The sequence below is a fragment of the Thauera butanivorans NBRC 103042 genome, from assembly GCF_001591165.1.
Lineage (GTDB): Bacteria > Pseudomonadota > Gammaproteobacteria > Burkholderiales > Rhodocyclaceae > Thauera > Thauera butanivorans.
This window is the reverse complement of the sequence record NZ_BCUG01000047.1, coordinates 26,581-49,975: the sequence shown is the minus strand read 5'-3', so window position 1 is coordinate 49,975 and position 23,395 is coordinate 26,581. Positions and strand designations below refer to the sequence as shown.

Annotated in this window: 21 protein-coding genes; 11 read left to right on the top strand and 10 right to left on the bottom strand. The window is 66.5% G+C overall.

The features are described from left to right. Positions 1-5 precede the first annotated feature (5 nt). Positions 6-362, bottom strand: a complete 357-nt coding sequence (locus TBU01S_RS24005) for a hypothetical protein (RefSeq protein WP_157659188.1) — start codon at positions 360-362, stop codon at positions 6-8. A gap of 122 nt (positions 363-484) precedes the next feature. Here TBU01S_RS24005 and TBU01S_RS17160 point away from each other — a divergent pair, with 122 nt between their 5' ends. Continuing rightward, on the top strand, positions 485-1,501 hold the full coding sequence (locus TBU01S_RS17160; RefSeq protein WP_068638373.1) for an IS110 family RNA-guided transposase: 1,017 nt from the start codon (positions 485-487) through the stop codon (positions 1,499-1,501). A gap of 392 nt (positions 1,502-1,893) precedes the next feature. Here TBU01S_RS17160 and TBU01S_RS24000 read toward each other — a convergent pair whose 3' ends face one another. Beyond that, positions 1,894-2,751: a hypothetical protein gene (locus TBU01S_RS24000; RefSeq protein ID WP_157659187.1), complete on the bottom strand. Its 858-nt coding sequence runs from the start codon at positions 2,749-2,751 to the stop codon at positions 1,894-1,896. A gap of 447 nt (positions 2,752-3,198) precedes the next feature. On the opposite strand from TBU01S_RS24000, the gene TBU01S_RS17150 reads away from it, so the two are divergent. Further along, on the top strand, positions 3,199-4,389 hold the full coding sequence (locus TBU01S_RS17150; RefSeq protein ID WP_068638369.1) for an MFS transporter: 1,191 nt from the start codon (positions 3,199-3,201) through the stop codon (positions 4,387-4,389). 68 nt (positions 4,390-4,457) lie between these two features. Here the strand turns inward: TBU01S_RS17150 and TBU01S_RS17145 are convergent, their stop codons facing one another. Continuing rightward, the gene (locus TBU01S_RS17145) at positions 4,458-5,096 is read right to left on the bottom strand and encodes a pyridoxamine 5'-phosphate oxidase family protein (protein WP_068638367.1); all 639 of its coding nucleotides are present in this window, start codon (positions 5,094-5,096) and stop codon (positions 4,458-4,460) included. A gap of 136 nt (positions 5,097-5,232) precedes the next feature. On the opposite strand from TBU01S_RS17145, the gene pdxR reads away from it, so the two are divergent. The 4 genes from pdxR to TBU01S_RS24330 all read left to right on the top strand — a co-directional run bounded on the left by pdxR (position 5,233) and on the right by TBU01S_RS24330 (position 7,795). After that, the gene (pdxR, locus tag TBU01S_RS17140) at positions 5,233-6,696 is read left to right on the top strand and encodes a MocR-like pyridoxine biosynthesis transcription factor PdxR (RefSeq protein ID WP_068638364.1); all 1,464 of its coding nucleotides are present in this window, start codon (positions 5,233-5,235) and stop codon (positions 6,694-6,696) included. 180 nt (positions 6,697-6,876) lie between these two features. Beyond that, entirely contained in the window at positions 6,877-7,248 is a 372-nt protein-coding gene (locus TBU01S_RS17135; protein ID WP_157659186.1) for a hypothetical protein, read from the top strand. 9 nt (positions 7,249-7,257) lie between these two features. After that, entirely contained in the window at positions 7,258-7,650 is a 393-nt protein-coding gene (locus tag TBU01S_RS25145; protein ID WP_083953690.1) for an RES domain-containing protein, read from the top strand. Then, positions 7,571-7,795, top strand: a complete 225-nt coding sequence (locus TBU01S_RS24330; protein WP_169802978.1) for a hypothetical protein — start codon at positions 7,571-7,573, stop codon at positions 7,793-7,795. Before TBU01S_RS25145 ends, TBU01S_RS24330 begins: the two co-directional genes overlap by 80 nt. Positions 7,796-8,110: 315 nt before the next feature. Here TBU01S_RS24330 and TBU01S_RS25140 read toward each other — a convergent pair whose 3' ends face one another. The 6 genes from TBU01S_RS25140 to TBU01S_RS17105 form a co-directional block, all read right to left on the bottom strand. Beyond that, on the bottom strand, positions 8,111-8,242 hold the full coding sequence (locus TBU01S_RS25140; protein WP_083953689.1) for a HepT-like ribonuclease domain-containing protein: 132 nt from the start codon (positions 8,240-8,242) through the stop codon (positions 8,111-8,113). A gap of 18 nt (positions 8,243-8,260) precedes the next feature. After that, the gene (locus TBU01S_RS23205; RefSeq protein ID WP_083953688.1) at positions 8,261-8,551 is read right to left on the bottom strand and encodes a nucleotidyltransferase family protein; all 291 of its coding nucleotides are present in this window, start codon (positions 8,549-8,551) and stop codon (positions 8,261-8,263) included. A gap of 86 nt (positions 8,552-8,637) precedes the next feature. Next, on the bottom strand, positions 8,638-9,735 hold the full coding sequence (locus tag TBU01S_RS17120; protein WP_068638356.1) for an NADH:flavin oxidoreductase/NADH oxidase: 1,098 nt from the start codon (positions 9,733-9,735) through the stop codon (positions 8,638-8,640). A gap of 50 nt (positions 9,736-9,785) precedes the next feature. After that, positions 9,786-10,925 carry an ABC transporter permease gene (locus TBU01S_RS17115; protein WP_068638354.1) on the bottom strand — a complete coding sequence of 380 codons (1,140 nt, stop codon included), beginning with the start codon at positions 10,923-10,925 and terminating at the stop codon, positions 9,786-9,788. An 11-nt stretch (positions 10,926-10,936) separates the two neighbouring features. Further along, positions 10,937-13,705, bottom strand: a complete 2,769-nt coding sequence (rbbA, locus tag TBU01S_RS17110; protein ID WP_068638383.1) for a ribosome-associated ATPase/putative transporter RbbA — start codon at positions 13,703-13,705, stop codon at positions 10,937-10,939. Positions 13,706-13,752: 47 nt separating this feature from the next. Next, positions 13,753-14,817, bottom strand: coding sequence for an HlyD family secretion protein (locus TBU01S_RS17105; protein WP_068638351.1), 1,065 nt, complete (start codon positions 14,815-14,817; stop codon positions 13,753-13,755). Positions 14,818-15,131: 314 nt separating this feature from the next. On the opposite strand from TBU01S_RS17105, the gene TBU01S_RS17100 reads away from it, so the two are divergent. The 4 genes from TBU01S_RS17100 to TBU01S_RS17085 are packed head-to-tail and all read left to right on the top strand — an operon-like array spanning position 15,132 to position 18,703. Continuing rightward, complete coding sequence (locus TBU01S_RS17100; protein ID WP_083953692.1) at positions 15,132-16,280, top strand: MlaE family ABC transporter permease; 1,149 nt, start codon at positions 15,132-15,134, stop codon at positions 16,278-16,280. Continuing rightward, positions 16,280-17,095, top strand: coding sequence for an ABC transporter ATP-binding protein (locus TBU01S_RS17095; protein WP_068638350.1), 816 nt, complete (start codon positions 16,280-16,282; stop codon positions 17,093-17,095). The genes TBU01S_RS17100 and TBU01S_RS17095 overlap by 1 nt, the downstream gene beginning before the upstream one ends. Positions 17,096-17,102: 7 nt before the next feature. Beyond that, positions 17,103-18,041, top strand: a complete 939-nt coding sequence (locus TBU01S_RS17090) for an MlaD family protein (protein ID WP_068638348.1) — start codon at positions 17,103-17,105, stop codon at positions 18,039-18,041. Beyond that, positions 18,038-18,703, top strand: a complete 666-nt coding sequence (locus TBU01S_RS17085; RefSeq protein ID WP_068638346.1) for an ABC-type transport auxiliary lipoprotein family protein — start codon at positions 18,038-18,040, stop codon at positions 18,701-18,703. The genes TBU01S_RS17090 and TBU01S_RS17085 overlap by 4 nt, the downstream gene beginning before the upstream one ends. A gap of 97 nt (positions 18,704-18,800) precedes the next feature. On the opposite strand, the gene TBU01S_RS17080 is transcribed toward TBU01S_RS17085, so the two are convergent. Next, positions 18,801-22,193, bottom strand: a complete 3,393-nt coding sequence (locus TBU01S_RS17080; RefSeq protein ID WP_068638344.1) for an error-prone DNA polymerase — start codon at positions 22,191-22,193, stop codon at positions 18,801-18,803. A 224-nt stretch (positions 22,194-22,417) separates the two neighbouring features. On the opposite strand from TBU01S_RS17080, the gene TBU01S_RS17075 reads away from it, so the two are divergent. Next, positions 22,418-23,389, top strand: a complete 972-nt coding sequence (locus TBU01S_RS17075; protein WP_068638343.1) for an ABC transporter substrate-binding protein — start codon at positions 22,418-22,420, stop codon at positions 23,387-23,389. Positions 23,390-23,395 lie beyond the last annotated feature (6 nt).

Here is a 23,395-nt window from a genome sequence, read left to right as displayed (position 1 = left end):
CAATGTTAGATTTCAAGTTCACGGATACGCTTCTCAGCTTGGTTGTGAGTAACTGACGGTCTTTCAAAACCTTTTTCAACAACCTTGTCTCGATGGCTTATCTTCAGAGATTTTTCTGTTCCGCCGTTTGTAGTTTTTATTACCGCGATGAACTCTTGTTCAAGCTGATAGTAGGCACTAATTTGTCGGTAGGCGGCAACCAGCTCTTTTTTTGCTGATGCCATTTCTTCCTTGGCCTTTGCCATATCGGCAGTTGCTTTTACGCTCTTAAATCCAAAATACGCTGTAATGGCTGACCCAATTACGGTTGCCAAAGCAACGATTAACGAAGTTCCGAGTGTGGTTAACGTTTGTGCATCCATAGTGAAATCTAACGAATGAAAGGGACTTCCCCGTCCCGGCCTGACCGCATTGCGGTGATCGGCACCTGAGTGCCACGATGGGAAGTGCGAAGTCTCATCAATCCGTCCGAAAGGGGAAGTCCATGAGCATTGTGACCGTTGGCATCGATCTCGCCAAGAACGTGTTTGCCGTGCATGGCGTCAACGAAGCCGGCCGCGCCGAGCTGGTACGCCCGGCAGTGCCGCGTGAGAAGCTGCATGAATTGATCGCAAGCCTGCCACCATGCGTGATCGGCATGGAAGCGTGCTCGGGTGCGCATCACTGGGCACGGCTGTTTCAGGCTTCGGATCATACCGTTCGCCTGATCGCACCGAAGTTCGTCACGCCCTACCGCATGAGCGGGCGACGCAGCAAGAACGATGCGGCCGACGCCGCTGCGATCTGCGAGGCAGTGCAGCGGCCCCACATGCGTTTCGTGCCGATCAAGACGCTCGATCAGCAATCGCACCTGATGGTGCATCGTGCGCGCCAAGGCTTTGTCGAACAGCGCACCGCTACACTCAATCGCATCCGAGGCTTGTTGGCCGAGTTCGGCATTGTCTTGCCGCTCAAGGCAGCTACCGTGCGCCGACGCGCGGGCGAATGTCTGGAAGAGTTGCCCGGCTGGGCCAATACGGTCATCGGTGATCTGCTCAGCGAGATCGGCCGACTCGATGAACGGATTGCGCAATATGACCAACATATCCGACACATTGCCCGCCAGGACAGTCGCGCTCAACGCCTGACCCGCCTGAACGGTGTGGGGGAAACCACCGCTACCTGCCTGGTCGCCATGATCGGCAACGGTCATGACTTCGACTGCGGTCGGCAGTTCGCCGCCTGGCTCGGCCTGGTGCCCGGCCAATACAGCTCGGGCGGCAAGGCCCGACTGGGCCGCATCACCAAGGCCGGCGATCCCTACTTGCGCAGTTTGCTGGTCATGGGGGCTCGTGCCGTGTTGGCGGCAGCGAAGAACAAGACCGACACATTGAGTCGCTGGGCGATGGCTTTGCAGCAACGGCGAGGCTACTGGAAGGCGGTGGTGGCGATTGCCGCAAAGAATGCGCGCATGGCTTGGGCGGTCCTGCGACGAGGTGAAGCCTTTGTCCTGCCGACCTGATCCAGCCCGAACCTGCAACCGATCAGAGAAACCCGATTTGACCGCCGCGTGACGGCAAACGTTGATGACAACAGGTCTGGACCTGCGCGGGGCGTGACCGATTAACTCAAGGGCGGCAGCACGAGCGCCGGCTAACGAATGGGTTCCCCGCGTGCGTCCTTCATCAGGGTCCGCAGCCATCAAAGTGCTGCAAGAGTGACCGTTTGTAGTCTGGCCAGTCCGCACCTTGTTGTTATTGCATTGCTTGCAGCTCATTCGGGGGAAAGTTGTTCAGCAAGGGAAACGTCGTCCACTCTGTGGGCCGGGGAAAGCTATTGCTTGACAGATGGGGAAGCCCTTGTAGACGAAAATAACCGGACGCGAGAACCGCGAAGCGGTTTTCGCGGTCCGAGTTAATTTGCTTTGTTAGAGGTCATTACTTGTTCAAGCGTATTTCTATCAGTGAACTCCCTGATAATCACTGCGCCCACAGAGTGAGCAAACGAGTAGCCATCCCAAAGCCTTTGAAACGTGATGTCTTGCTCTTTGTAGCGCTGATGTATTTCAGGAAACACTTTTAGAAGATCTCTTGTTCTTTCCCAGTCATTCAATCCTGAGGCCTCGATAAACCTATCCAGACCCTTGTTAAGGTTGTGGCCGATGGCCTTTGCTTCATTTTCTGAAAGCCCCGTTCTCAGAGAAACGTAAGACTTGAAAAATATCTCGAGGGCCATTCTGCAATTAAGGATTGCACGAGGATCAGGGCGATGCTGGGAAAGTATGGATGTAGCCGCCCTCAGTTCTTGATCCGCAGACATGAGAAGCTGGGCACCAAATTCATTCAGGCCTTGCGTTTTACGCAAATCATCAATGCCCATTCCATAGTCTAAACAGTCGGCCCAATAGATGGCATAGTCCCAAGCTTGCCTATGATCGGCCATCATCTCCTGCTTAATGCCTTCAGGCATTTCATGAAGACAATCGAGCGCATTCAGCTGGACTGTGCCATACGTGATTGGAATAGATACAACCCAAAACTGGGAATCATAAAAATAGACGGCTTCATAAAGACTCCCGACTTGATGCACCCCTGGTTTTGAATGCGCTTCAAACCATTTGAAAATTTTTTTTGCGACATCGGAGGACATGTCCACTGAGGTATTAAACTCCTCGGAATAACGACGAATCGCCTCCCAAGGTCGACGCCGCTGGTCTATGCCTGCGGCGCGGAACTCTGTGTTTAGGTTTGCAATCCACTCTTCGGAAACCACTTAGCCGTCCTTTTCCTCTAACTATTAGTAGACGACAAATGTCGGCGTAAAAATGTTATCCGACATCGAAAAACTCGCAAGAAACCCTTGCATCATCTTGATTTCCCTTATTTGATGCATAAATATTTTGTCATATTTCGAATAGCATATTCAATAGCTCGCCGCCGCCTGTGCCACGTTTGCCCGATGTTCATCCCCACGAGTAGGGCCGCTTGTGTATCCAAAAAATATCGCTCGCGTCAAAAGATACATTCTTTCCCACGGCAGCCGCCATCCATACAACATGGTCTGTGTGACCTGCGTCATGCAGGCATGCTGATGCCAGAGGTCTGAACCCCGCGCCGAGCAGTTGCGGAGCTCATCACCACACCCCGAGCAACACCAACCGCACACTCACCGCGCAACGCGGTACATTCACGCCTAACATCAAAAAACAACGATTTACTTATGAAGAAGAATCTGTGGCTGCTGGCCATCGCCCAGGGCTTGTTCCTGACCAACAACGTGGTGTTCATCGCCATCAACGGTCTGGTGGGGCTGGCGCTGGCGCCGGTGGCGTGGATGGCGACGCTGCCGGTGATGGGCTATGTGGTGGGCGGGGCGATGTCGACCGGGCTGGTGGCGCGCAGCCAGCGGCGCTGGGGGCGCAAGACCTCGTTCCAGCTCGGTTTGCTGGTCGCGCTGCTGACGGCCTTGCTGTGTGCGCTGGCGCTGTATCTGCGCAGCTTCTGGCTGTTGGTGGCGGGGACGGTGATTGCCGGCTACTACAGCGCCAATGGCCAGCTCTACCGTTTTGCCGCCGCCGAACTGGCGCCGCCGTCGTTCCGCGAGAAGGCGGTGTCGCTGGTGCTGGCGGGTGGGCTGATCGGCGCGGTGATCGGGCCGAACCTGGCGAACCACACGCGCGAGGCGATGGCCGCGCCTTTTCTCGGTTCCTACTTGGCGCTGTCGGTGGTGGCGCTGGTGTCGATGGCGGTGATGGCGGGCATCCGCTTTCCGCCCGAGCCGAAGCAGGCCGCGGGTGCGGCCGGCGGGCGGCCGCTGGGCGAAATCATGCGCCAGCCGGTGTTCATCGTGTCCACCCTGGGCGCGGCGCTGGGCTATGGGGTGATGAATCTGCTGATGGCGGCGACGCCGCTGGCGATGGACGTGTGCGGCATGCCGTTCTCGGATGCCGCGCTGGTGCTGGAGTGGCACGTCATCGGCATGTTCGCGCCGGGCTTCTTCACCGGCCACCTGATCAAGCGCTTCGGCGTGCTGCCGGTGATGGGGGCCGGCGTGGTGCTGAACCTGGCCTGCATCCTGATCGCGCTGTCGGGGCAGGACCTGCACCAGTTCCTCGTTTCGCTGTTCCTGCTGGGGGTGGGCTGGAATTTCCTTTTCACCGGCAGCACCACGCTGGCGATGCAGGCTTACCGCCCGGAAGAAAAGGACAAGGCCCAGGCGGCGATCAACTTCGCGGTGTTCGCGACGATGGCGCTGACGTCCTTTGCCTCGGGCGCGCTGGTGACGACGCAGGGCTGGGCGCTGCTTAACCTGGGCTCGCTGGTGCCGGTGGTGCTGACCGGCGCGGCGCTGCTGTGGCTGGGCCTGCGCCGCCGGCGCGAGACGGCCGCAGGCAGTGCCGGGCGGGTTTGAGCCAGGGCCGGGGTGCCCGGCCCGTATGGGGGCACGGACATGGACGATGGCCGCGCCAGGCAGGGCACTCAGCCGAGGCGCGTCTTCGGCACTTCCTGCAGCACACTGTCCCGCTCGGCCACCGGCTCGCCAGTGACGGTGTGCAGCGGGACCACGCCTGCCCATACCGGCCAGCTCAGGTCTTCCTCGTCGTCCTTGACGCCATGGGCGCGAATCTTGGCCGAGGCTTCGGACAGCGCGATGCGCAGCAGGCCGGTGGCGTTCAGTTCCTTGTCGGTGATGGGGCGCAGCGTGTCCCAGCGGCCGGGATAGAGGCCTTCGATGAAGGCGCGCAGGCTGTTCAGCTTGTAGCTGGGGTCGGTCACCGGCTCGAAGCGGCCATAGATGACGACTGAGCGATAGTTCATCGAGTGGTGCATCGCCGAACGTGCCAGCACCAGGCCATCGGCCAACGCGATCGTTACACAGGCTTCGCCCGCCGTCAGCGCCTTGAGCATGCGCGACGCCTTGGCGCCGTGGATGTACAGATGCCCGCCTTCGCGCCAATGGATGGTGGGGATGGCATGCACCATGCCGTCGATCTGGAAGGCGACGGTGCATAGCATCGCGGCATCGACGATGGCGGCGACGGTGTCGGCGTCGTAGTGCGCGCGGTCCGGCAGGCGGCGGACGCGGGTGCGGGAGGAGGGGGCGGAAACCGGGGGCATGGCGGCAGACCTTTGAACGGGTGAGGTGGAAGAGGGCGCCTGGAGGCGGGAAGCTCGCAAGCATCGACGGGCTTCAGGCTACGGCGGCCGTGGTACCTTTTGTAGGGCCACGAATCCCCTTGTTCATGGAGCCACGATGGAACTCGACTGGCTGCTCGCCCCGCCGCTGCCCGATGCCGTGCCCCGCCAGCGCCTGCTGTACCGGCGCCTGCGCGAAGCCATCCTGTCCGGCCGCCTGCCGCCGGGCACGCGCCTGCCGGCCAGCCGCAGCCTGGCCGCATCGCTGGGCATCGCGCGCAATACCGTGCTCTTTGCCTACGAACAACTGGCGGCCGAAGGTTGCCTCGATGCCGGCCGCCAGGGCACCTGCGTCGCACGGCTGCCTGTTCGCACCGCCGTGCTGTTCGGCGATGCGGCGGCATTTGGGCCACGGCAGTTGTCCGCCCGTGCGGCGGACATGCTGGGGTCGCTGCCGGCGAGGGAGGCTGAGGCCCTGCCGTTTTCCCTTGGCGTGCATGATTACGGCGCCTTTCCCTTCCGTGCCTGGCGGGCCTGCCTGGAACGCGCCTGGCGCGAGGTGAACTGGCGGCAGCTCGGTTATGCCCGCGACGGCGGCGATCCGGCGCTGCGCGAGGCCCTGGCCGGCCACCTCACCAGCGTGCGCGGCCTGCCTGTCGATGCCGGGCAGGTCGTCGTCACCAGCGGCGCGCAGGCCGCGCTCGATCTTTGCGCCCGCCTTCTTGCCGACCAGGGCGAAACGGTGTGGGTGGAGAACCCCGGTTACATCGCCGCCCGCGCCGCCTTCGGCCTGGCCGGGCTGCGGGTGTACGACGTTGCCGTCGATGCCGAAGGGCTGGCGCCGACCGAGCGCGACTGGCACGAGCACCGCCCGCGCCTGGTCATGGCCACGCCTTCGCACCAGTACCCCACCGGCCGCGTCATGTCGCTGGCCCGGCGTCTGGACTTGATCGCGCGCGCGCAGCAGGCCGGCGCCTGGATCGTCGAGGACGACTACGACAGCGAATTCCGCCGCGGCGGGCCGGCGCCGCCCGCGCTGTTCGGCCTGCGGCCCGATGCGCCCGTGGTCTATCTCGGCACCTTCAGCAAGACGCTCTATCCGGGGCTGCGCCTGGGCTATGCCGTGCTGCCACGGCACGTCGCCGCCGACTTCGCCCGTGCCGCCGCGATGGCGACGCGCGCCGGCCAGGGGGTCGAGCAGCGCGCGCTGGCAGACTTCATCCTGCGCGGCCACTACGCCGCCCACCTGCGGCGCATGCGCGCCCGCTATGCCACGCGGCAGGAGGCGCTGCGCACCGCGCTGGTCGCCGCCTTCGGCGAGCGGGTGGAACTGTCAGGCGGCGAGGCCGGCCTGCATCTGGTGCTGTGGCTGCCGGATGCGGTGCCGGATGTCGAAGCGGCCCGCCGCGCCGCCGCGCTGGGGTTGGGCGTGCGGGCGTTGTCCGGATTCGCCCGGCCGCCGCTGGCGTGCAATGGGTTGGTGCTCGGTTACGGCAACCTGGAGGAGAGTACGGTTGCCGAAGCGGTCGGGCGGCTGGTGGCGGCGGTGGATGGTTGGCGGACGGGCTTGGCGGTTGGATGACAGGCAATTGCAACCCCGTTTTCTGGCGATAATCCGCCACAGCATCGCGCAGCATGCACCGGGGAGCGTTGATCTACATCTCGAGACATCGAAGCGCATTGAAAACGTCAATTCAAACCGCCTGTTGTTACGCAACATAAAGCGCTATATTTGGACCGGGCGCAAGCCGGGAGACTCGCCGTGCTCACCTTCCTTTCCATTGAGGTCCATGTCATGGGCAATGCGATTGCACGCCGCCTGGAGGCGATCCAGACCAAGGGGGCGATGCGCTCGTCCGACATCGCCAACGTCCTGAACATACGGCCCGAGACGGTTTCCCGATGGAACACGGGCAAGGCGCTGCCGCATGCCAGTACCGAGAAGCAACTTCTCGAACTGGAGTTCGTCATCGACAAACTCGCCGACATCTACGAACCTCACGACGCCCGCCTGTGGCTCTTCGCACGCCAACGTCTGCTGGACGACCGAGTGCCCGCCGAGCTCATTCAGCAGGGCCGTGTCGACGAAGTACTGGCCTGCGTCAATCAGTTGCTCGATGGTGTTCATCTGTAAAGCCCCGGGATGATCCACGATCCTGAACTGCTCGACCGACTGGATGCCTTTCCGAAGGAAACCTTCGTCGGTGAGGTCTTCCGGGGCACACGACAGGGGCTGAGCCCGTTGGCCAGTTCGTACAGCGGTGGGCGTTGGATGCGGCGTGACGGCGCCGGTGTGCTCTACACCAGCCTTGCACGCGAGGGAGCGCTGGCCGAGATTGCGTTCCATTGGGGACAACTCAGCCCGCGTCCGACAAAGCCCGTCATGCTGCATACGTTGCGTGTGGTGGCTCATCGGACCCTGAAGCTCGTGAGAGCGGACCCTGACAGTGCTGGGTGTGCCCGAAAACACCTATGCCGGTATGAATTTGCCCCGTACTCAGGAGATCGGTGCGGCCATCGAATTCCTGGGCTGTGATGGCCTGATCGCACCGGGGGCCAGGTGGGCTTGCGACAACCTCATTCTGTTCCCCGATCGGATGGGTGCGGACGCCACGCTGGAAATCGTGACGAGTGAATCCATCGATTGGCTGATGTGGGCGAATGCTCATGGGCTGGCATGAGCCAGTTCGCGCGGTGTGCCTATTGACGCCGCTTGCTCAGCGGGACAAGTTGGTCGGCCAAGCGGTGCATTGCCTCGGGAGCTGAATTTAGAGCGCTTGGTAGTAATCACGGATAGTTGCAGCCATCAGCTTGCGTCGCTCGACCAGGAAATCCTTGTACATGAGTGAGGGCGCTGTCCGGATTCACCCGGCCGCCAGGTGTGCAATCGGCTGGTGCTGGGCTACGGCAACCTTGAGGATCAGGCGGCGGTGGAAGCGGCCGGGCGCTTGGCGGCGGCAATCAACGCGGTGAAGTCGCACTCGACAACTTGAACGTCATTTGTCTGTCAGCATTGTCTGCATACAGGCCTGAAGCGCAGGAAAATGCTGATCGATTACCGTGGCAATGGTGGATGGATCGATGTTGCCCAGATAGTTGTGCACCAGAATGTTGTGGAAGCCGGCGATGTCACGCCCAGGATTTGCTCATGGCTCGATGGCTTCCGCGAGGATGCTGTCGCGCAGGTGACGGTTCAGTTCATGTTCTGGAACCAGATCGACCGGGCGTCCCAGCAATTCGGACAGTTGTCGAGCCAAGGGCAGGCGCTGCGCAAACAAATCGTAGCCGGGATCGAATTCCACGAGAAAATCCACGTCGCTTTCGGGACGTTCTTCACCTCGGGCCACTGAGCCGAAAACACGGATGCGCCGGGCGCCATATGTCCTGCCCAGAGCGGCAATGGCATCTTTCTGGGCGTGCAATTGGTCGAGCAGCATTCTTCAACCCCCGGATGCAGGTGTTCCCGAATTGTACAGCGCACACCGACTGGCCGTGGAGCCGGGCTTCCGGCCCCGCGCGAGCTTCACTCGGTCCGATACCGTTCCAGCCAATGCGCGTACGGCGCCGGCAGCACCCAGGTCGGACGCTCGACCTTCAGCACCTTTGCGGCGTGCATCGGCCAGTGCGGGTTGGCGAGGTGGGAGCGGCCGACCATGACGAGGTCGAGCTGGCCGTTGGCGACGGTGGCTTCGGCGAGTTCAGGCGTGCCGATGCCCCAGGACGAGGCGACCGGGATGGCGGCTTCTTCGCGCACGCGGGCGGCGATGGGAGCGAGGAAGGCGGGGCCCCAGGGTATGTCGGCCTTCGGCGTGGAAAAGCCGACGCTGACGCTCAGCAGGTCGAGCCCGCCACGCTTGAGATTGCGGGTGAGGCCGATGGCTTCGGCCAGGGTTTCCTCGTCGCGGCCGTCGTATTCGATGACGCCGAAGCGGGCGGTGAGGGGGCGGTTTTCCGGCCAGACTTCGCGCACCGCAGCCAGGGTCTCGAGCAGGAAGCGGCTGCGGTTTTCGGCGCTGCCGCCGTAGGCGTCGTCGCGCTGGTTGGCATGCACCGAGAAGAAGCTCTGGCCCAGGTAGCCGTGGGCGAAGTGAAGCTCCAGCCATTCGAAACCGGCGTTGCGCGCACGCCGGGCAGCGGCGGCGAAGTCCGCGCGGACGCGGGCGATGTCGTCCAGCGTCATGGCCTTGGGGACTTTCGGCAGCTTGGCGCCGAAGGCGACGGCTGAGGGCGAAATCGTCGGCCAGCCGCGCGGATCGCCGTCGGCGATGTGGTCGTCGCCCTGCCACGGCAGGTTGGCGCTGGCCTTGCGGCCGGCGTGGCCGATCTGGATGCCGGGCACCGCGCCGGCAGCCTTGATCGCAGCGGCGATGGGGGCGAGGGCCTCGGCCTGGGCATCGTTCCACAGGCCGAGGCAGGCGGGCGTGATGCGGCCTTCCGGCGAGACCGCGGTGGCTTCGACGATGACCAGGCCGCCGCCGCCGCGCGCCAGGGCGGGGTAATGCACCCGGTGCCAGTCGTTGGCGACGCCGTCGACGGCCATGTACTGGCACATCGGCGGGATGGCGATGCGGTTGCGGAGGGTGGCGTCCTTGAGCGAGAAAGGCTGGAACAGTGCCGACATGGAGCGGGTCCTTGGGGTCGTGCGAGGGTGCGATGAGGGAGGGGGCCGGTTCAGCTCTGCATCTTGCCGATGGTGTTGCGCAGGCGGTGGAGGGCGAGGGCGAAGAAGATGCTGCCGATCAGCGCGACCATGGCGAAGGCGGGCCATACCACGTCGATGCCGGCGCCGCGGAACAGGATTGCCTGGGCGAGGCTGACGAAGTGGGTGGTGGGCGTCAGCGACATCAGCCAGCGGACGACGTCCGGCATGCTTTCGAGCGGCGTCAGCGCGCCCGACAGGATCTGCAGCGGCAGCAGCACGAGAATCGCCATCAGGCCGAACTGCGGCATGTTGCGCGCCACCGTGCCCATGAAGATGCCGATCGACGCGGCGGCGAACAGGTAGAGCAGGGTGGCCATGCCGAACAGCAGCGCCGAGCCCGGCACGACGACGCCGAGCAGGCCCTTGGCGACGAACTGCAGCGACAGGGACGAGGCCACCAGCACCACCACGCCCATCGACCACACCTTGGACAGCATGATCTCGAACGGCGTCACCGGCATCACCAGCAGGTGCTCGATGGTGCCGTGCTCGCGTTCGCGGATCAGCGCGGCGCCGGTGAGCAGGATGCCCAGCATGGTGATGTTGTTGATGATCGCGGTGATCGCGCCGAACCAGCCGGCATCGAGATTGGGGTTGAACATCGCGCGCTCGACCAGTTGCACCGGCTGTGCCGCAGTGCTGCGGTGGCGCTGCATGAAGGCGCGGATTTCGTCGTTGACGATGTTCTGGATGTAGCCGGTGCCGGTCTGCGCCTGGCTCTGGCGGGTGGCGTCGACGTTGAGCTGCAGCGCGGGCGCGCGGCCGGCCAGCACGTCGCGCTGGAAGTTGGGCGGGATGTCGAGCACGAAGGTGTGCAGGCCGGCGTCCATGCTGCGGTCGATGTCGGACAGGCCGATGCGTTCGGGCACGATGAACTGCGGCGGCTGCAGCGCGGCGATGATGCGGGTGGACAACTGCGACTGGTCTTCGTCGACGACGGCGATCGAGGCGCGGTGCAGGCTTTCGGGTTTGGCACGGGCGTCGGCATAGACGGACAGCGTGAACATGAACACGATCAGGAACAGCATCGTCCAGTCGCCGAGCAGGCTGTGGAATTCCTTGATGCCCAGATGCCAGGTGTTGTGCAGGGTGCTGTTGCGCGTGGTCATGGTGTTTCCGTTCAGCGGGCCTGCTTCTTCAGCAGCAGCGTGGAGGCCAGCGTCAGCACCGGGATGGCGAGCAGCAGCGGGATGAAGGCGCCGCCCAGGTCGCCGAAGCCGAGCGCCTTGGCGAAGGTGCCGCGGCTGATGTCGAGGAAATGGGTGGTGGGGTAGATCGCGCCCAGCACCGCGCCGGCGCCTTCGAGCGAGGACACCGGGTCGAGCATGCCGGAAAACTGGATCGCCGGCAGCAGGGTGCCGATGGAGGTGCCGGCGATGGCCGCGACCTGGCTGTCGGTCAGCGTCGACATCAGCAGGCCCAGGCCGGTGGTGGCGGTGACGTAGAGCAGCGCGCCGATGAAGAAGGTCGACAGGCTGCCCTTGAACGGCACGCCGAACAGGACGAGCGCGAGCACGAACATCAGCACGCAGTTCAGCATCGACAGCGCGATGTAGGGCAGTTGCTTGCCGAGCAGGAATTCGAGCTTGGTCACCGGCGTGGTGTAGACGTTGAGGATGGAGCCCAGCTCCTTCTCGCGCACCACGCCCAGCGCGGTCAGCATCGATGGGATGAAGACCAGCAGCATCGGGATCACGGCCGGCACCATGGCGATCAGGCTGCGCATTTCCGGGTTGTAGCGGTAGCGCACGGCGATGTCGGCGAGCGCGGCGGGCGCGCTGCCGGTGGCGGCGGCGACCGCTTCGGTGAGCGTCTGCGCGTGCACGCCCATGACGTAGCCGCGCGCGACTTCGGCCCGCATCGGCATCGCGCCGTCCAGCCAGACGCCGATTTCCGGCCGTGCGCCGCGGGCGAGGTCGCGGCCGAAGTTGGGCGGAATCTCCAGCGCCATGGCGAGTTCGCCGGAACGCATGCGGCGGTCGATGTCGGCGTGGCTTTCGAGCGGCGGACGCTCCTCGAAATAGCGCGAGCCGGCGATGTTGAGGGTGTAGCTTTCGCTCGCGGTGCTGCGGTCGAGGTCGAGCACCGCGTAGCTCAGGTCTTCCACGTCGGTGCTGATGCCGTAGCCCATCACCAGCATCAGGATCACGGTGCCGAGCAGCGCCAGCGTCAGGCGGAAAGGGTCACGGCGCAGTTCCATCGCTTCGCGCATGCTGAAGCTGAGCAGGCGGGCGAGGCTGAAGCGGGGCGGCCGCGAATGCGAGGCGCCGGCGGCTGCTTCGCCTTCTCCCCCGGTGGGATGGGTCCGGGGATCGGAGGCACTCGGCTCAGCACTTCGGCCATCGCTCCCCAGCTTGACCCCGCTCGCCTCCGCCAGATACCCCACGAACGCATCTTCCAGCGAACTCGCGCCGCGCTGCGCGGCGAGTTCGTCAGGCGCGCCGCTGGCCAGGATGCGGCCGGCGTGCATCAGCGAGATGCGGTCGCAGCGCTGTGCTTCGTTCATGAAGTGGGTGGTAATGAAGATCGTCACGCCGTCCTTGCGCGACAGGTCGATGATCAGTTCCCAGAAGTGGTCGCGGGCCACCGGGTCGACGCCCGAGGTGGGCTCGTCGAGGATCAGCACGTCGGGCCGGTGCAGTACCGCCACCGCCAGTTGCAGGCGCTGGCGGATGCCCAGCGGCAGCGCTTCCGGAATGTCGTCCATGACCGGCGCCAGGTCGAAGCGCCCGGCCAACTCGGCGATGCGGGCTTCGGCTTCCGCCGGCGGCAGGTTGAACAGGTCGGCGTGCAGTTGCAGGTTGCGGCGCACCGACAGTTCGCCGTACAGCGAGAACGCCTGCGACATGTAGCCGACCCGGCGCCGGGTGTCGATGTTGCGGGCATCGAGAACTTCGCCCAGCAGCCGCGCTTCGCCGCGGGTGGGTGGCAGCAGGCCGGTGAGCATCTTCATCGTCGTCGACTTGCCGCAGCCGTTGGAGCCGAGAAAGCCGAAGATCTCGCCGCGCCGCACCTGCAGGTTGATGTCGTCGACGGCGACGAAGTCGCCGAAGCGCATCTGCAGGTCGCGCGCCTCGATGACGATTTCGCCGGCGTCGAGCGGCGGAATCGTCAGCGGTGTGTGGTCGCCGAGGCGTTCGGGCGGCAGCAGGGCGAGAAAGGCGTTTTCCAGCGTGTCGGTGCCGGTTCTTTCGCGCAGTTCGGCCGGACTGCCGGTCGCCAGCACGCGGCCGGTGTCGACCGCGACCAGCCAGTCGTACTGTTCGGCTTCTTCCATGTAGGCGGTGGCGACCAGCACGCTCATGCCCGGCCGCCGGCCGCGGATGCGATCGATCAGTTCCCAGAACTGGCGGCGCGACAGCGGATCGACGCCGGTGGTGGGCTCGTCGAGGATCAGCAGGTCGGGGTCGTGGATCAGCGCGCAGCACAGGCCGAGCTTCTGCTTCATGCCGCCGGACAGCTTGTTGGCCGGGCGGTCGGCGAATTCGGCGAGGCCGGTCGAAGCCAGCAGGTCGGCGATGCGTTCTTCGCGTTCGGCACGCGATTGGCCGAACAGGCGGCCGAAGAAATCGACGTTCTCGAACACCGACAGCGTCGGGTAGAGGTTCTTGCCCAGGCCCTGCGGCATGTAGGCGATGCGCGGGCAGACGTTGCGGCGGTGGCCGGCGCTGGCCATGTCGCCGCCGAGCACTTCGACCTTGCCTCGCTGAATCTGGCGCGCGCCGGCGATCAGCCCGAGCCAGGTGGATTTGCCGACGCCGTCCGGGCCGATGAAGCCGACCATGCAACCGGCCGGAATGTCGAGCGTGACATGGTCGGCGGCGAGCGTGTCGCCGTAGCGGTGCTCGACGTCGAGGAGGCGAACGGCGGGTCGGCGAACGGCTGTCAGGTGGTCGACCGGCGCCGTGGTGCCCGGTGCCGGTCCGGTCGCTGGATTCACGGCAGCCTCGTCTGCAATTCGTCGGGCCAGGGCTTGCCGTCGTCGAGGCGGACGTGCGCGACGCCGGGCAGGCCGGTCTTGACGTGTTCGGGGTACTTGGCCAGCAGTTCGGGATCGATGCGCGCCTTGACGCGGAACACCATCTTCTGCCGTTCGCTCTGGGTTTCGACCGTCTTGGGGGTAAACTGTGCGATGCTGGCGACGTAGGAAATGTGCGCCGGAATCACGTAGTGCTGGGCGGCGTCGAGCACGATGCGCGCCTCGGTGCCGATGGCGACGCGGCCGGCGGCCATTTCGGGCAGGAAGAAGGTCATGTACACGTCGCCGATGTCGACCAGGCTGACGATCTTGCCGCCGCTGCCGACGACTTCGCCCGGCTGCACGATGCGGTACTGCACGCGGCCGCTACGCGGCGCTTTCAGCACGCCGTCCTCGATTTCGGTCTCCAGCCGGGTGACGACGGCGAGGGCGGCTTGGATCGCCGCTTCGGCCTGCTCGACCTGGGCTTCGGCCGCCTTGACGCCGGCCTGGGTGGCGGCGATCTGGGCGTGGGCGACGTTGATGTTGGCTTCGGCGTTGTGTACGCGGGCGAGATTGTCGTCGGCGACCTGCTCGGAGATGGCGCGGTCGGCGCGCAAGGCCTGCGAGCGGGCGTTGGTCTTGCGCGCAAGGTCGAGTTCGGAACGGCGCTGCACCAGCACTGCTTCGGCCATGGCGACGTCGGCCTTGCGCTGGGCGACCTGGGCGAGCGCGGTTTCGCGTGCGCTGCGGGCATTGGCGGCTTCGGCCCGGGCCTGCGCGAGCTGGGCTTCGACCGCCTTCATGTCCATGCGGGCGATGACCTGGTCGGCGGCGACGAAGTCGCCTTCGTTGACCAGGATGTCCTGCACGCGGCCGGCGGCCTTGGCGGCGACGTCGACTTCGGTGGCTTCGATGCGGCCGTTGCCGGAAACGAAGTTGCCGTCATCGCCCTGCGGCTTCAGGAACTGCCAGGCGGCAGCGGCAGAGATGGCGACGATGGCGGCAATGATCCAGGTGGCCTTGCTGTTGGTGGTTTTCATGGTGTTTCCGGGGCGGTGGAGCGGATGTTCGGTTCATGCGCGCGCAAATCGGTCCGCCATGCCGGCCCTGCGCGGAAGGAGCCCTTGCCGGCGTGGCCAGACGGGAAGATGGCATCGCATTTCGATGGCGCGCTTGCATTCGGTCATTGGTCGAATAGTATCATCGCCGCGCATCCCGGTCCGCACGGCGGCCCGGTGCTGACCCTGATGTCATGAGCTCCGCGTGCGGCTTGCATGCAGGGGGCGGAAGAAAAGCGGAGCATGAAGGCGGTATGCCGGGGCGGTTGCCGCTGCCGGTGCGGCAACATTGGAGCATGGACGTTTTGAGTGATTCGACGGGTGGTTTCGCGGGTTTGTCCCGCGCCGGCGGTGAAAGCCGTCTGGTGCTGAGCGGCGACTGGACGCTGACGCACTATCGTGCCATCACGGGACGCGTGGCGGCATTGCAGGGCCGGCTCGAAGCGGGTACGCAGATCGATGCCGCCGGGCTCGGCGCGCTCGATACCGCCGGCGCGGCGCTGTTGCACGGCTTGCTCGGGCCGGCGCGCTTCCAACTGCTGGCGGGAGAGGGCAGTCCGCTGGGCGCGGAGCGCCGGGCGCTGCTCGAAACGGTGTCGGCCGCGCTTGCCGCCGAAGCGCCGCCGCCCGCCAGACCGGCCCATGCGCTGGGCGACGTGCTCGCGCACATCGGCGAGACGATGACGGCGTTCTTGCACCACGTGCTCGGCATCGCCGGTTTCATCGGCCTCACGCTGCAGACGGCGCTTGCCGTCATGCTGCATCCGCGGCGCTGGCGCATCACCTCGCTGGTCGCCAACCTGGAGCGGACGGCGCTCGACGCCGTGCCCATCGTTGCCTTGCTGACCTTTCTGGTCGGCGCGGTGGTGGCCTTCCTGGGCGCGACCGTGCTGGCGGCCTTCGGCGCCAGCATCTTCACCGTGGACCTGATCGCCTTTTCCTTCCTGCGCGAATTTGGCGTGCTGTTGACGGCGATCATCGTCGCCGGCCGCACCGCCAGTTCCTTCACCGCGCAGATCGGCTCGATGCGCGCCAACGAGGAGATCGACGCGATCCGCGTGCTGGGGCTCGACCCGATCGAACTGCTGGTGCTGCCGCGGGTGGCGGCGCTGCTGCTGGCGTTGCCGATGCTGACTTTCGTGGCGATGGTCTCGGGCATCGCCGGCGGCATGCTGGTGTGCGCGGCCAAGCTCGACATCTCGCCGGTGATGTTCCTGTCGGTCGTCGAGAACAACGTCGGCCTCAAGCACTTCGTCGTCGGCATGGCCAAGGCGCCGATCTTCGCCTTCCTGATCGGTGTGATCGGCTGCCTGGAAGGCTTCCGTGTCAGCGGCAGCGCGCAGTCGGTGGGCGAGCACACCACGTCGGCGGTGGTGCAGTCGATCTTCATCGTCATCGTGGTCGATGCGGTGGCGGCGCTGTTCTGCATGGAGATGGGCTGGTGATGCCCCCCGGCCCGGAGAACATCATCGAGGTGCGCGGCGTGCGCAACCAGTTCGGCACCCAGGTGGTGCACGACGGGCTGGACCTCGACGTGCGCCGCGGCGAGATATTGGGCGTGGTCGGTGGCTCGGGCACCGGCAAGTCGGTGCTGCTGCGCACCATCGTCGGCCTCAACCGCCCGGTGGCGGGCACGGTGAGGGTGTTCGGCGAGGACTTGCTGACCCTGCCGGAGGCGCGGCGCGCGCGGATCGAGCGGCGCTTCGGCGTGCTGTTCCAGCAAGGGGCGCTGTTTTCCTCGCTGACGGTGGCCGAGAACGTGGCCCTGCCGCTGATCGAGCATGCCGGGCTGAAGGCGGCGGAGGCGGCGGACCTGGCGCGGCTGAAGATCGCGCTGGCGGGCCTGCCGGCCAACGCCGGCGGCAAGTATCCGTCCGACCTGTCGGGCGGCATGGTCAAGCGCGCCGCGCTGGCGCGCGCGCTGGCGCTCGATCCCGACATCCTGTTCCTCGACGAGCCGACCGCCGGCCTCGACCCCATTGGCGCGGCCGCCTTCGACCAGCTCATCCTGACGCTGCGCGACGCCCTCGGCCTGAGCGTGTTCATCGTCACCCACGACCTCGACACCTTGTACACCATCACCGACCGCATCGCGGTGCTGGCGCAGAAGCGGGTGCTGGTCAATGACAGGCTCGAAGTCGTGGCGGCGACCGACGATGCCTGGATCCGCGAGTATTTCCACGGCCCGCGCGGCCGCGCCGCTGCCGATGCGGCACAGGCGTTGCAGCGCGATCCGCAAACAGCGTTCAAACCGGAGTAAACCCCAAATGGAAACACGTGCCCATCACGTGCTGATCGGCTTCTTCACCCTGCTGGTGGTCGGCGCGGCGCTGGTGTTCGCGCTGTGGCTGGGCAAGAGCCACAGCGACACCCAGTTCCAGGCCTACGACATCGTCTTCCAGGAGGCCGTCAGCGGCCTGTCGAAAGGCAGCACGGTGGAGTTCAACGGCATCAAGATCGGCGATGTCTCCAGCCTGCGGCTCGATCCGCAGGACCCGCACCGGGTGATCGCCCGCGTCCGCGTCGACAGCGCCTCGCCGGTGCGCAGCGATACCCAGGCGCGGCTGGTGCCGGCGGGCATCACCGGCATCTCGATCATCCGCCTGAGCAGCGGCAACGATCCGGCCAGCACGCCGCTGCCGGCCGGCAACGAAATACCGGTGATCATCGCCACGCCATCGCCGCTGGCCAAGCTGATGGCCGGCGGCGAGGACGTGATGCTCAACTTCAATGGCGTGCTGTTCCAGATGCGCGAGCTGTTCTCGACCGAAAACGTCGCCAACATCGCGCAGACGCTGAAGAACCTGGAGCAGGCCACCGGCGCGGTCGCCGCCGAACGCGACGGCATCGCGGCGGCGGTGCACCAGCTTGCCCAGGTCAGCGCGCAGGCCACGCTGGCGCTGAACGAGGCTTCGAAGCTGGTCGGCACCGCCAATCGCCTGGTCGACGTGGAAGGCGTGCAGACGCTGCAGAGCGCGCAGCGCTCGATGGCCGCTTTCGAGCGCGCCATGGCCACCGTCGATGCGCTCGTCAGCGACAACCGCGGCCCGCTCGACAACAGCGTGCGCGGCCTGGCCGAGCTCGGCCCGGCGCTGGCCGAGCTGCGCGACACCCTGGCGTCTGTGCGCGCCATCACGCGCCAGCTGGAAAAACGGCCGACCGATTATCTGCTCGGCCTCGAGCCGGTCAAGGAGTTCACACCATGAAATCGCCCAAGTTCGAGATGCCCGCCCTGCGCGGCGCGGTGGGTCGTGCCGGCGGCGTCGCGGCGCTGCTGGCCCTGTCCGCATGCTCCGTGCTGCCGCGCCCGGAGCCGGTCGACACCTACCGGCTGCCGGCGGCCGAATGGCGCACGGCAGAGCGGGCGGCGCTGCCGGTGTCCTTGCCGGTATCTTTACGTATTGCACGGCCGGTGGCCGGCGCCAGCCTGTCGGGGCAGCGCATCGTGGTCGTGCCCGAGGGCGACCGGCTCAGCGTCTACAAGGGTGCGGCCTGGAGTGATCCCGCGCCGGTGCTGGTGCGCGAGCGCATCATCGATGCCTTCCGCGCCGACGGCCGCATCGCGGCGCTGAGCAGCGACGAAGTCCGGCTGCAGGCCGACTACGAGATCGCCAGCGACCTGCTGGCCTTCCAGACCGAATACCGCGACGGCGCGCCCGAAGTGGTGGTCAGGCTGGATGTCCGCCTGGTGCAGCGCGACGGCCGCCGCATCCTCGCATCGCGCCAGTTCGAGGCGCGCCACCGTCCCGGGGATGCCGAAGTACCGCAGGTGGTGGACAGCTTCGGCCAGGCGTCGGCGACGGTGGCGGGCGAACTGGTCGAGTGGGCGATCGGCGCGATCGGCGCGATCGGTGCGTCCGGGCGCTGACCCGGTGCCGGCCGTTTGCGGGTGAGCCTGGATTGCCCTGGCTGGACGGCGGTGGGCATACCACGGCGGGCAGAACGGCAATGGCCGCTGCCAGGCTTCAGTGAAAATCCCGGCTCCTTGCCGCCAGGCCCCGCAGCATGCCGGAGTGGTCCACCACCCGGTTCGCCACCAGATGCACGACCTGGCCCTGGCGGCTGACCTGGCCATAGACGCCGAGCAGGTGGGCGCCGAGCAGGATGCGGCGCTGGCGTTCGAGGAGTTCGGGGCGGACGACGACGTTGACCAGGCCGGTTTCGTCTTCCAGCGTGATGAACAGCGTGCCCTTGGCCGTGCCGGGGCGCTGGCGGCAGGTGACGAGGCCGGCGCCGCGGGCGAGCATGCGGTCGGGGGCGGCGGCGATGCCGGCGGCGGTGATGAAGCGCAGCCGGGCGAGTTCGCCGCGCGCGAAACACAGGGGGTGGCGGCCCAGCGTGAAGCCGAGGCGGGCATAGTCGGCGAGCAGATCTTCGCCGGCGGCCGGCGCGGCGAGCGTGGCGCCGGCATCGCCGCCGGGCGCGGTGGCCAGCAGGCCGGGCAGGGGCGCGGCGCCGCTGGCCTGCCACAGCGCCTGGCGGCGGTGGCCGGCCAGCACGGCGAGCGCGCCGCCCGCGGCCAGCACGCGCAGTTCGCCGGCATCCAGCCCGGCGCGGACGGCGAGATCCTGGGTGTCGGCAAAGGCGCGCTGGCGCCGGGCGGCGGCGATGCGCAGCGCGGTGTCCTGCCCCAGGCCGTGGATCATGCGCAGGCCGAGGCGCACGGCGGGCTGGGGAGGCACGGACAAGGGCTGCGCCTCCTGGGACGGTTTGCCGTCGCGGGTGGCGGTGTTCCCGGCCGGAGCCGTGCCGGCGGTGGCGGCCGCCGCTGCTTCGAGCGTGCATTCCCAGGTGCTGGCGGTGACGTCGGCCGGGCGTACTTCGACGCCGTGGCGGCGGGCATCCTGGATCAGTTGCGAAGGGGCGTAGAAGCCCATCGGCTGGCTGTCCAGCAGCGCGGCAAGGAAAGCGGCCGGTTCGAAGCGCTTCAGCCAGGCCGAGGCATAGACCAGCAGCGCGAAGCTGGCGGCGTGGGATTCGGGGAAGCCGTATTCGCCGAAGCCTTCGATCTGCTGGCTCAGGCGCTGGGCGAAGCCGGCGTCGTAGCCGTTGCGGGCGAGGCCCTGCAGCAGCTTTTCCCGGTAGCGTTCGAGTTCGCCCTTGCGCCGCCAGGTCGCCATCGAACGCCGTAGCTGGTCGGCTTCGCCGCCGCTGAAGCCGGCCGCGACCACGGCAAGCTGCATCACCTGCTCCTGGAAGATCGGCACGCCCAGCGTGCGCGCCAGCGCGCCATGGATTTCGGCACGCACCTCTTCCAGCGGGTTTTCGCCGCGTGCGGCGCGTTCGCGCGCGTGCAGATAGGGACGAACCATGCCGCCCTGGATCGGGCCGGGGCGCACGATGGCGACCTGCACCACCAGGTCGTAGAAACGCTGCGGCTTGAGGCGCGGCAGCATGCTCATCTGCGCGCGCGACTCGACCTGGAACACGCCGACCGCATCTGCGCGCGACAGCATTTCATAGACTTCCGGCCGCTCGCGCTCGATGCTGGCCAGGCTCAGCGGCTGGCCGCGCCAGGCCGACACCAGCGCCAGTCCGCGGCGCAGCGCCGACAGCATGCCGAGCGCGAGCACGTCGATCTTCATCAGCCCGACGGCGTCGAGATCGTCCTTGTCCCACTGGATGACGGTGCGTTCGGGCATCGCGGCGTTTTCCACCGGCACCAATTCGTCGAGCCGGCCGCGGGCGATGACGAAGCCGCCGACGTGCTGCGACAGGTGGCGCGGGAAGCCGATCAGTTCCTCGGTGAGCGTGGCCAGCCGGCGGCTGATCGGGCTGTCGGGATCGAGGCCGGCGGCGGCGAGGCGTTCGCGCCGCACGCGGCGGCCGTCGAACCAGTGGTGCTCGCGCGTCAGGCGATCGACCTGCGCCTCGCCCAGGCCGAGGGCGCGGCCGACGTCGCGCAGCGCGCTGCGGGCGCGGTAGGTGATGACGGTGGCGGCAAGCGCGGCGCGTTCGCGGCCGTACTTGCGGTAGACGTACTGGATGACCTCCTCGCGCCGGTCGTGCTCGAAGTCGACGTCGATGTCGGGCGGTTCCTTGCGTTCGCGCGAGATGAAGCGCTCGACCAGCATGATGCCGAGCCCCGGATCGACTTCGGTGATGCCCAGCGCCCAGCACACCGCGGAGTTGGCCGCGGAACCCCGCCCCTGGCACAGGATGCCGGCGCTGCGGGCGAAGCGGACGATGTCGTGCACGGTGAGGAAGTAGGGCTCGTAGCCGAGCTCGGCGATCAGCGCCAGTTCGTATTCGATCTGCTTGCGCACGGCGGGCGGCGCGGGGTCGGCAGCGGGCAGGGGCGGGGCGGCCGTGGGTGCGGGCGCGGCGACACGGATGGGCGCCGCTTCGCGTCCGGCCGCGTCCTGCATCGGCGCGGGCCGGGTTTTCGGGGTGCTGTGCCGGGAGCGGGTCGCATGCTGTCCGTCATAGCGCCAGCTCAGGCCGCCTTCCACCAGGCGGCGCAGCCAGGTGGCGGGGGTTTCGCCGTCGGGCACGAGTTCGGCCGGGTATTCGTAGCGCAACTCGTCGAGGCTGAAACTGCAGCGCGCGGCCACAGCCAGGGTTTCGGCGAGCAAGGCGGGCGGGTAGCGGCTGGCGAGCGTGGCACGGTCGTGCAGCCGGCGTTCGGCATTGGGGGCGAGTGCCAGGCCGGCTTCGGCCACGCTGCAGTGCAGCCGCAGCGCGGTCATCACGTCGGCCAGCGGACGGCGGGCGGCATCGTGCATCAGCGCGCCGCTGGTGGCCACGGCCGGGATGCCGGCGTCCCGGGCGATGCGGCGCAGGCGGGTGATGCGCTGCCGGTCGCGGCCATCGAGCCGTACCGTCACCGCCACCCAGGCGCGACCGGGAAAAAGCCGTGCGAGCCAGGCGGCATCGGCCTCCAGTCCGGCGGTGGCGGACGAGGAGCTGAAGGAGGGCGGATCGGCAAAAGCCGGAGCGGGCAAATCCGGCGGCGGGAAGCCGGGCTCCGGGATCAGCAGGGCCAGGCAGTCAGGGCAGGCGCCGTCGAGCATCGCCCGCGTAAGGTGGTATTCGCCCTTGCCGGCGCCGCGCCGGGCACGGGTGATGAGCCGCGACAACTGGCCGTAGCCGGCGCGCTTGCTTGCCAGCAGCACGATGCAGGGGCCGTCGGCCAGTTGCAGTTCGCTGCCGATGATCAGCCCGGGCCGACCTTGTTCGGGCAGCGCCTGCAGCGCGCGGTGGGCCCGCACCACGCCAGCCAGCGAACATTCGTCGGTGATCGCGATCGCGGCATAGCCGAAGGCGGCCGCCTGGGCGACGAGTTCCTCGGGATGCGAGGCGCCGCGCTGGAAGCTGAAGTTGCTGAGGCAGTGGAGTTCGGCATGGTCGGGAAGCATGCAATGACTGTAAAAAAATACAGCATACAGCGCAATCCCGTTGCCTGTCTTCCGCGATGGAGCGGGAGAAAATGGCACACCGTCCGCATGAGATTGCACGGCTCAGGGCTTGCGGCAGTCGCCTAAAGCAGCGATGCCCGGTAGACTCCGGGGGTTTCGTTCCGCTGCGGCGGGACGAGTCTTGCTCAACTTTCCTGGCCGAGACGGCCGCTGAGGAGTCCTGAATGCCTTTCATCAAGTCCCGCAACGTCCTGTTCGGTGCGCTGGCGCTGGCTTTCGCAATCGCGGCCCCGGCCCATGCCCAGCAGAAATCCGTCGCCGTCACCGCGATCGTCGAACACCCGGCGCTGGATGCGGTGCGTGACGGGGTCAAGCAAGGCCTGGCCGAGGAAGGCTTCGAGGAAGGCAAGAACCTGAAGTGGCAGTATCAGAGCGCCCAGGGCAACACCGGCACCGCGGCGCAGATCGCACGCAAGTTCGTCGGCGACCGCGTCGATGTCATCGTCGCCATCGCCACGCCTTCGGCGCAGGCCGTCGTCGCTGCGACCAAGAACATCCCGCTGGTGTATTCGGCCGTGACCGATCCGGTCGCCGCCAAGCTGGTGCCGTCGATGGGGCCGTCGGGCACCAACGTCACCGGTGCTTCCGACGCGCTCGAGCTGGACAAGCAGATCGACCTGATCAAGCGTGTTGCGCCCGATGCCAAGCGTGTCGGCATGGTCTTCAATCCGGGCGAGGCGAATTCGATCGTGGTGCTCGAGCAGATGCGCGAAGCGCTGCCCAAGCATGGCATGAGTCTGGTCGAAGCCGCCGCGCCGCGCTCGGTCGACGTCGGTTCGGCCGCGCGCAGCCTGATCGGCAAGGCCGACGTGTTCTACACCAGCACCGACAACAACGTGGTGTCGGCCTACGAGGCCCTGGTCAAGGTCGGCATGGACGCCAAGATTCCGCTGGTGGCGGCCGACGTCGACAGCGTCGCGCGCGGCGCGGTGGCCGCCTACGGCATGGACTACCGCGGGCTGGGCGTGCAGACCGGCAAGATCGTCGCCCGCATCCTCAACGGCGAGAAGCCGGGCGACATCGCCTCCGAGACGAGCACCAAGCTGGAACTCCACGTCAATCCGGAAGCGGCGCGCAGGCAGGGCATCACGCTGTCCGACGAACTGGTGCAATCCGCCGCCAAGGTCATCCAGTAAGCCCCG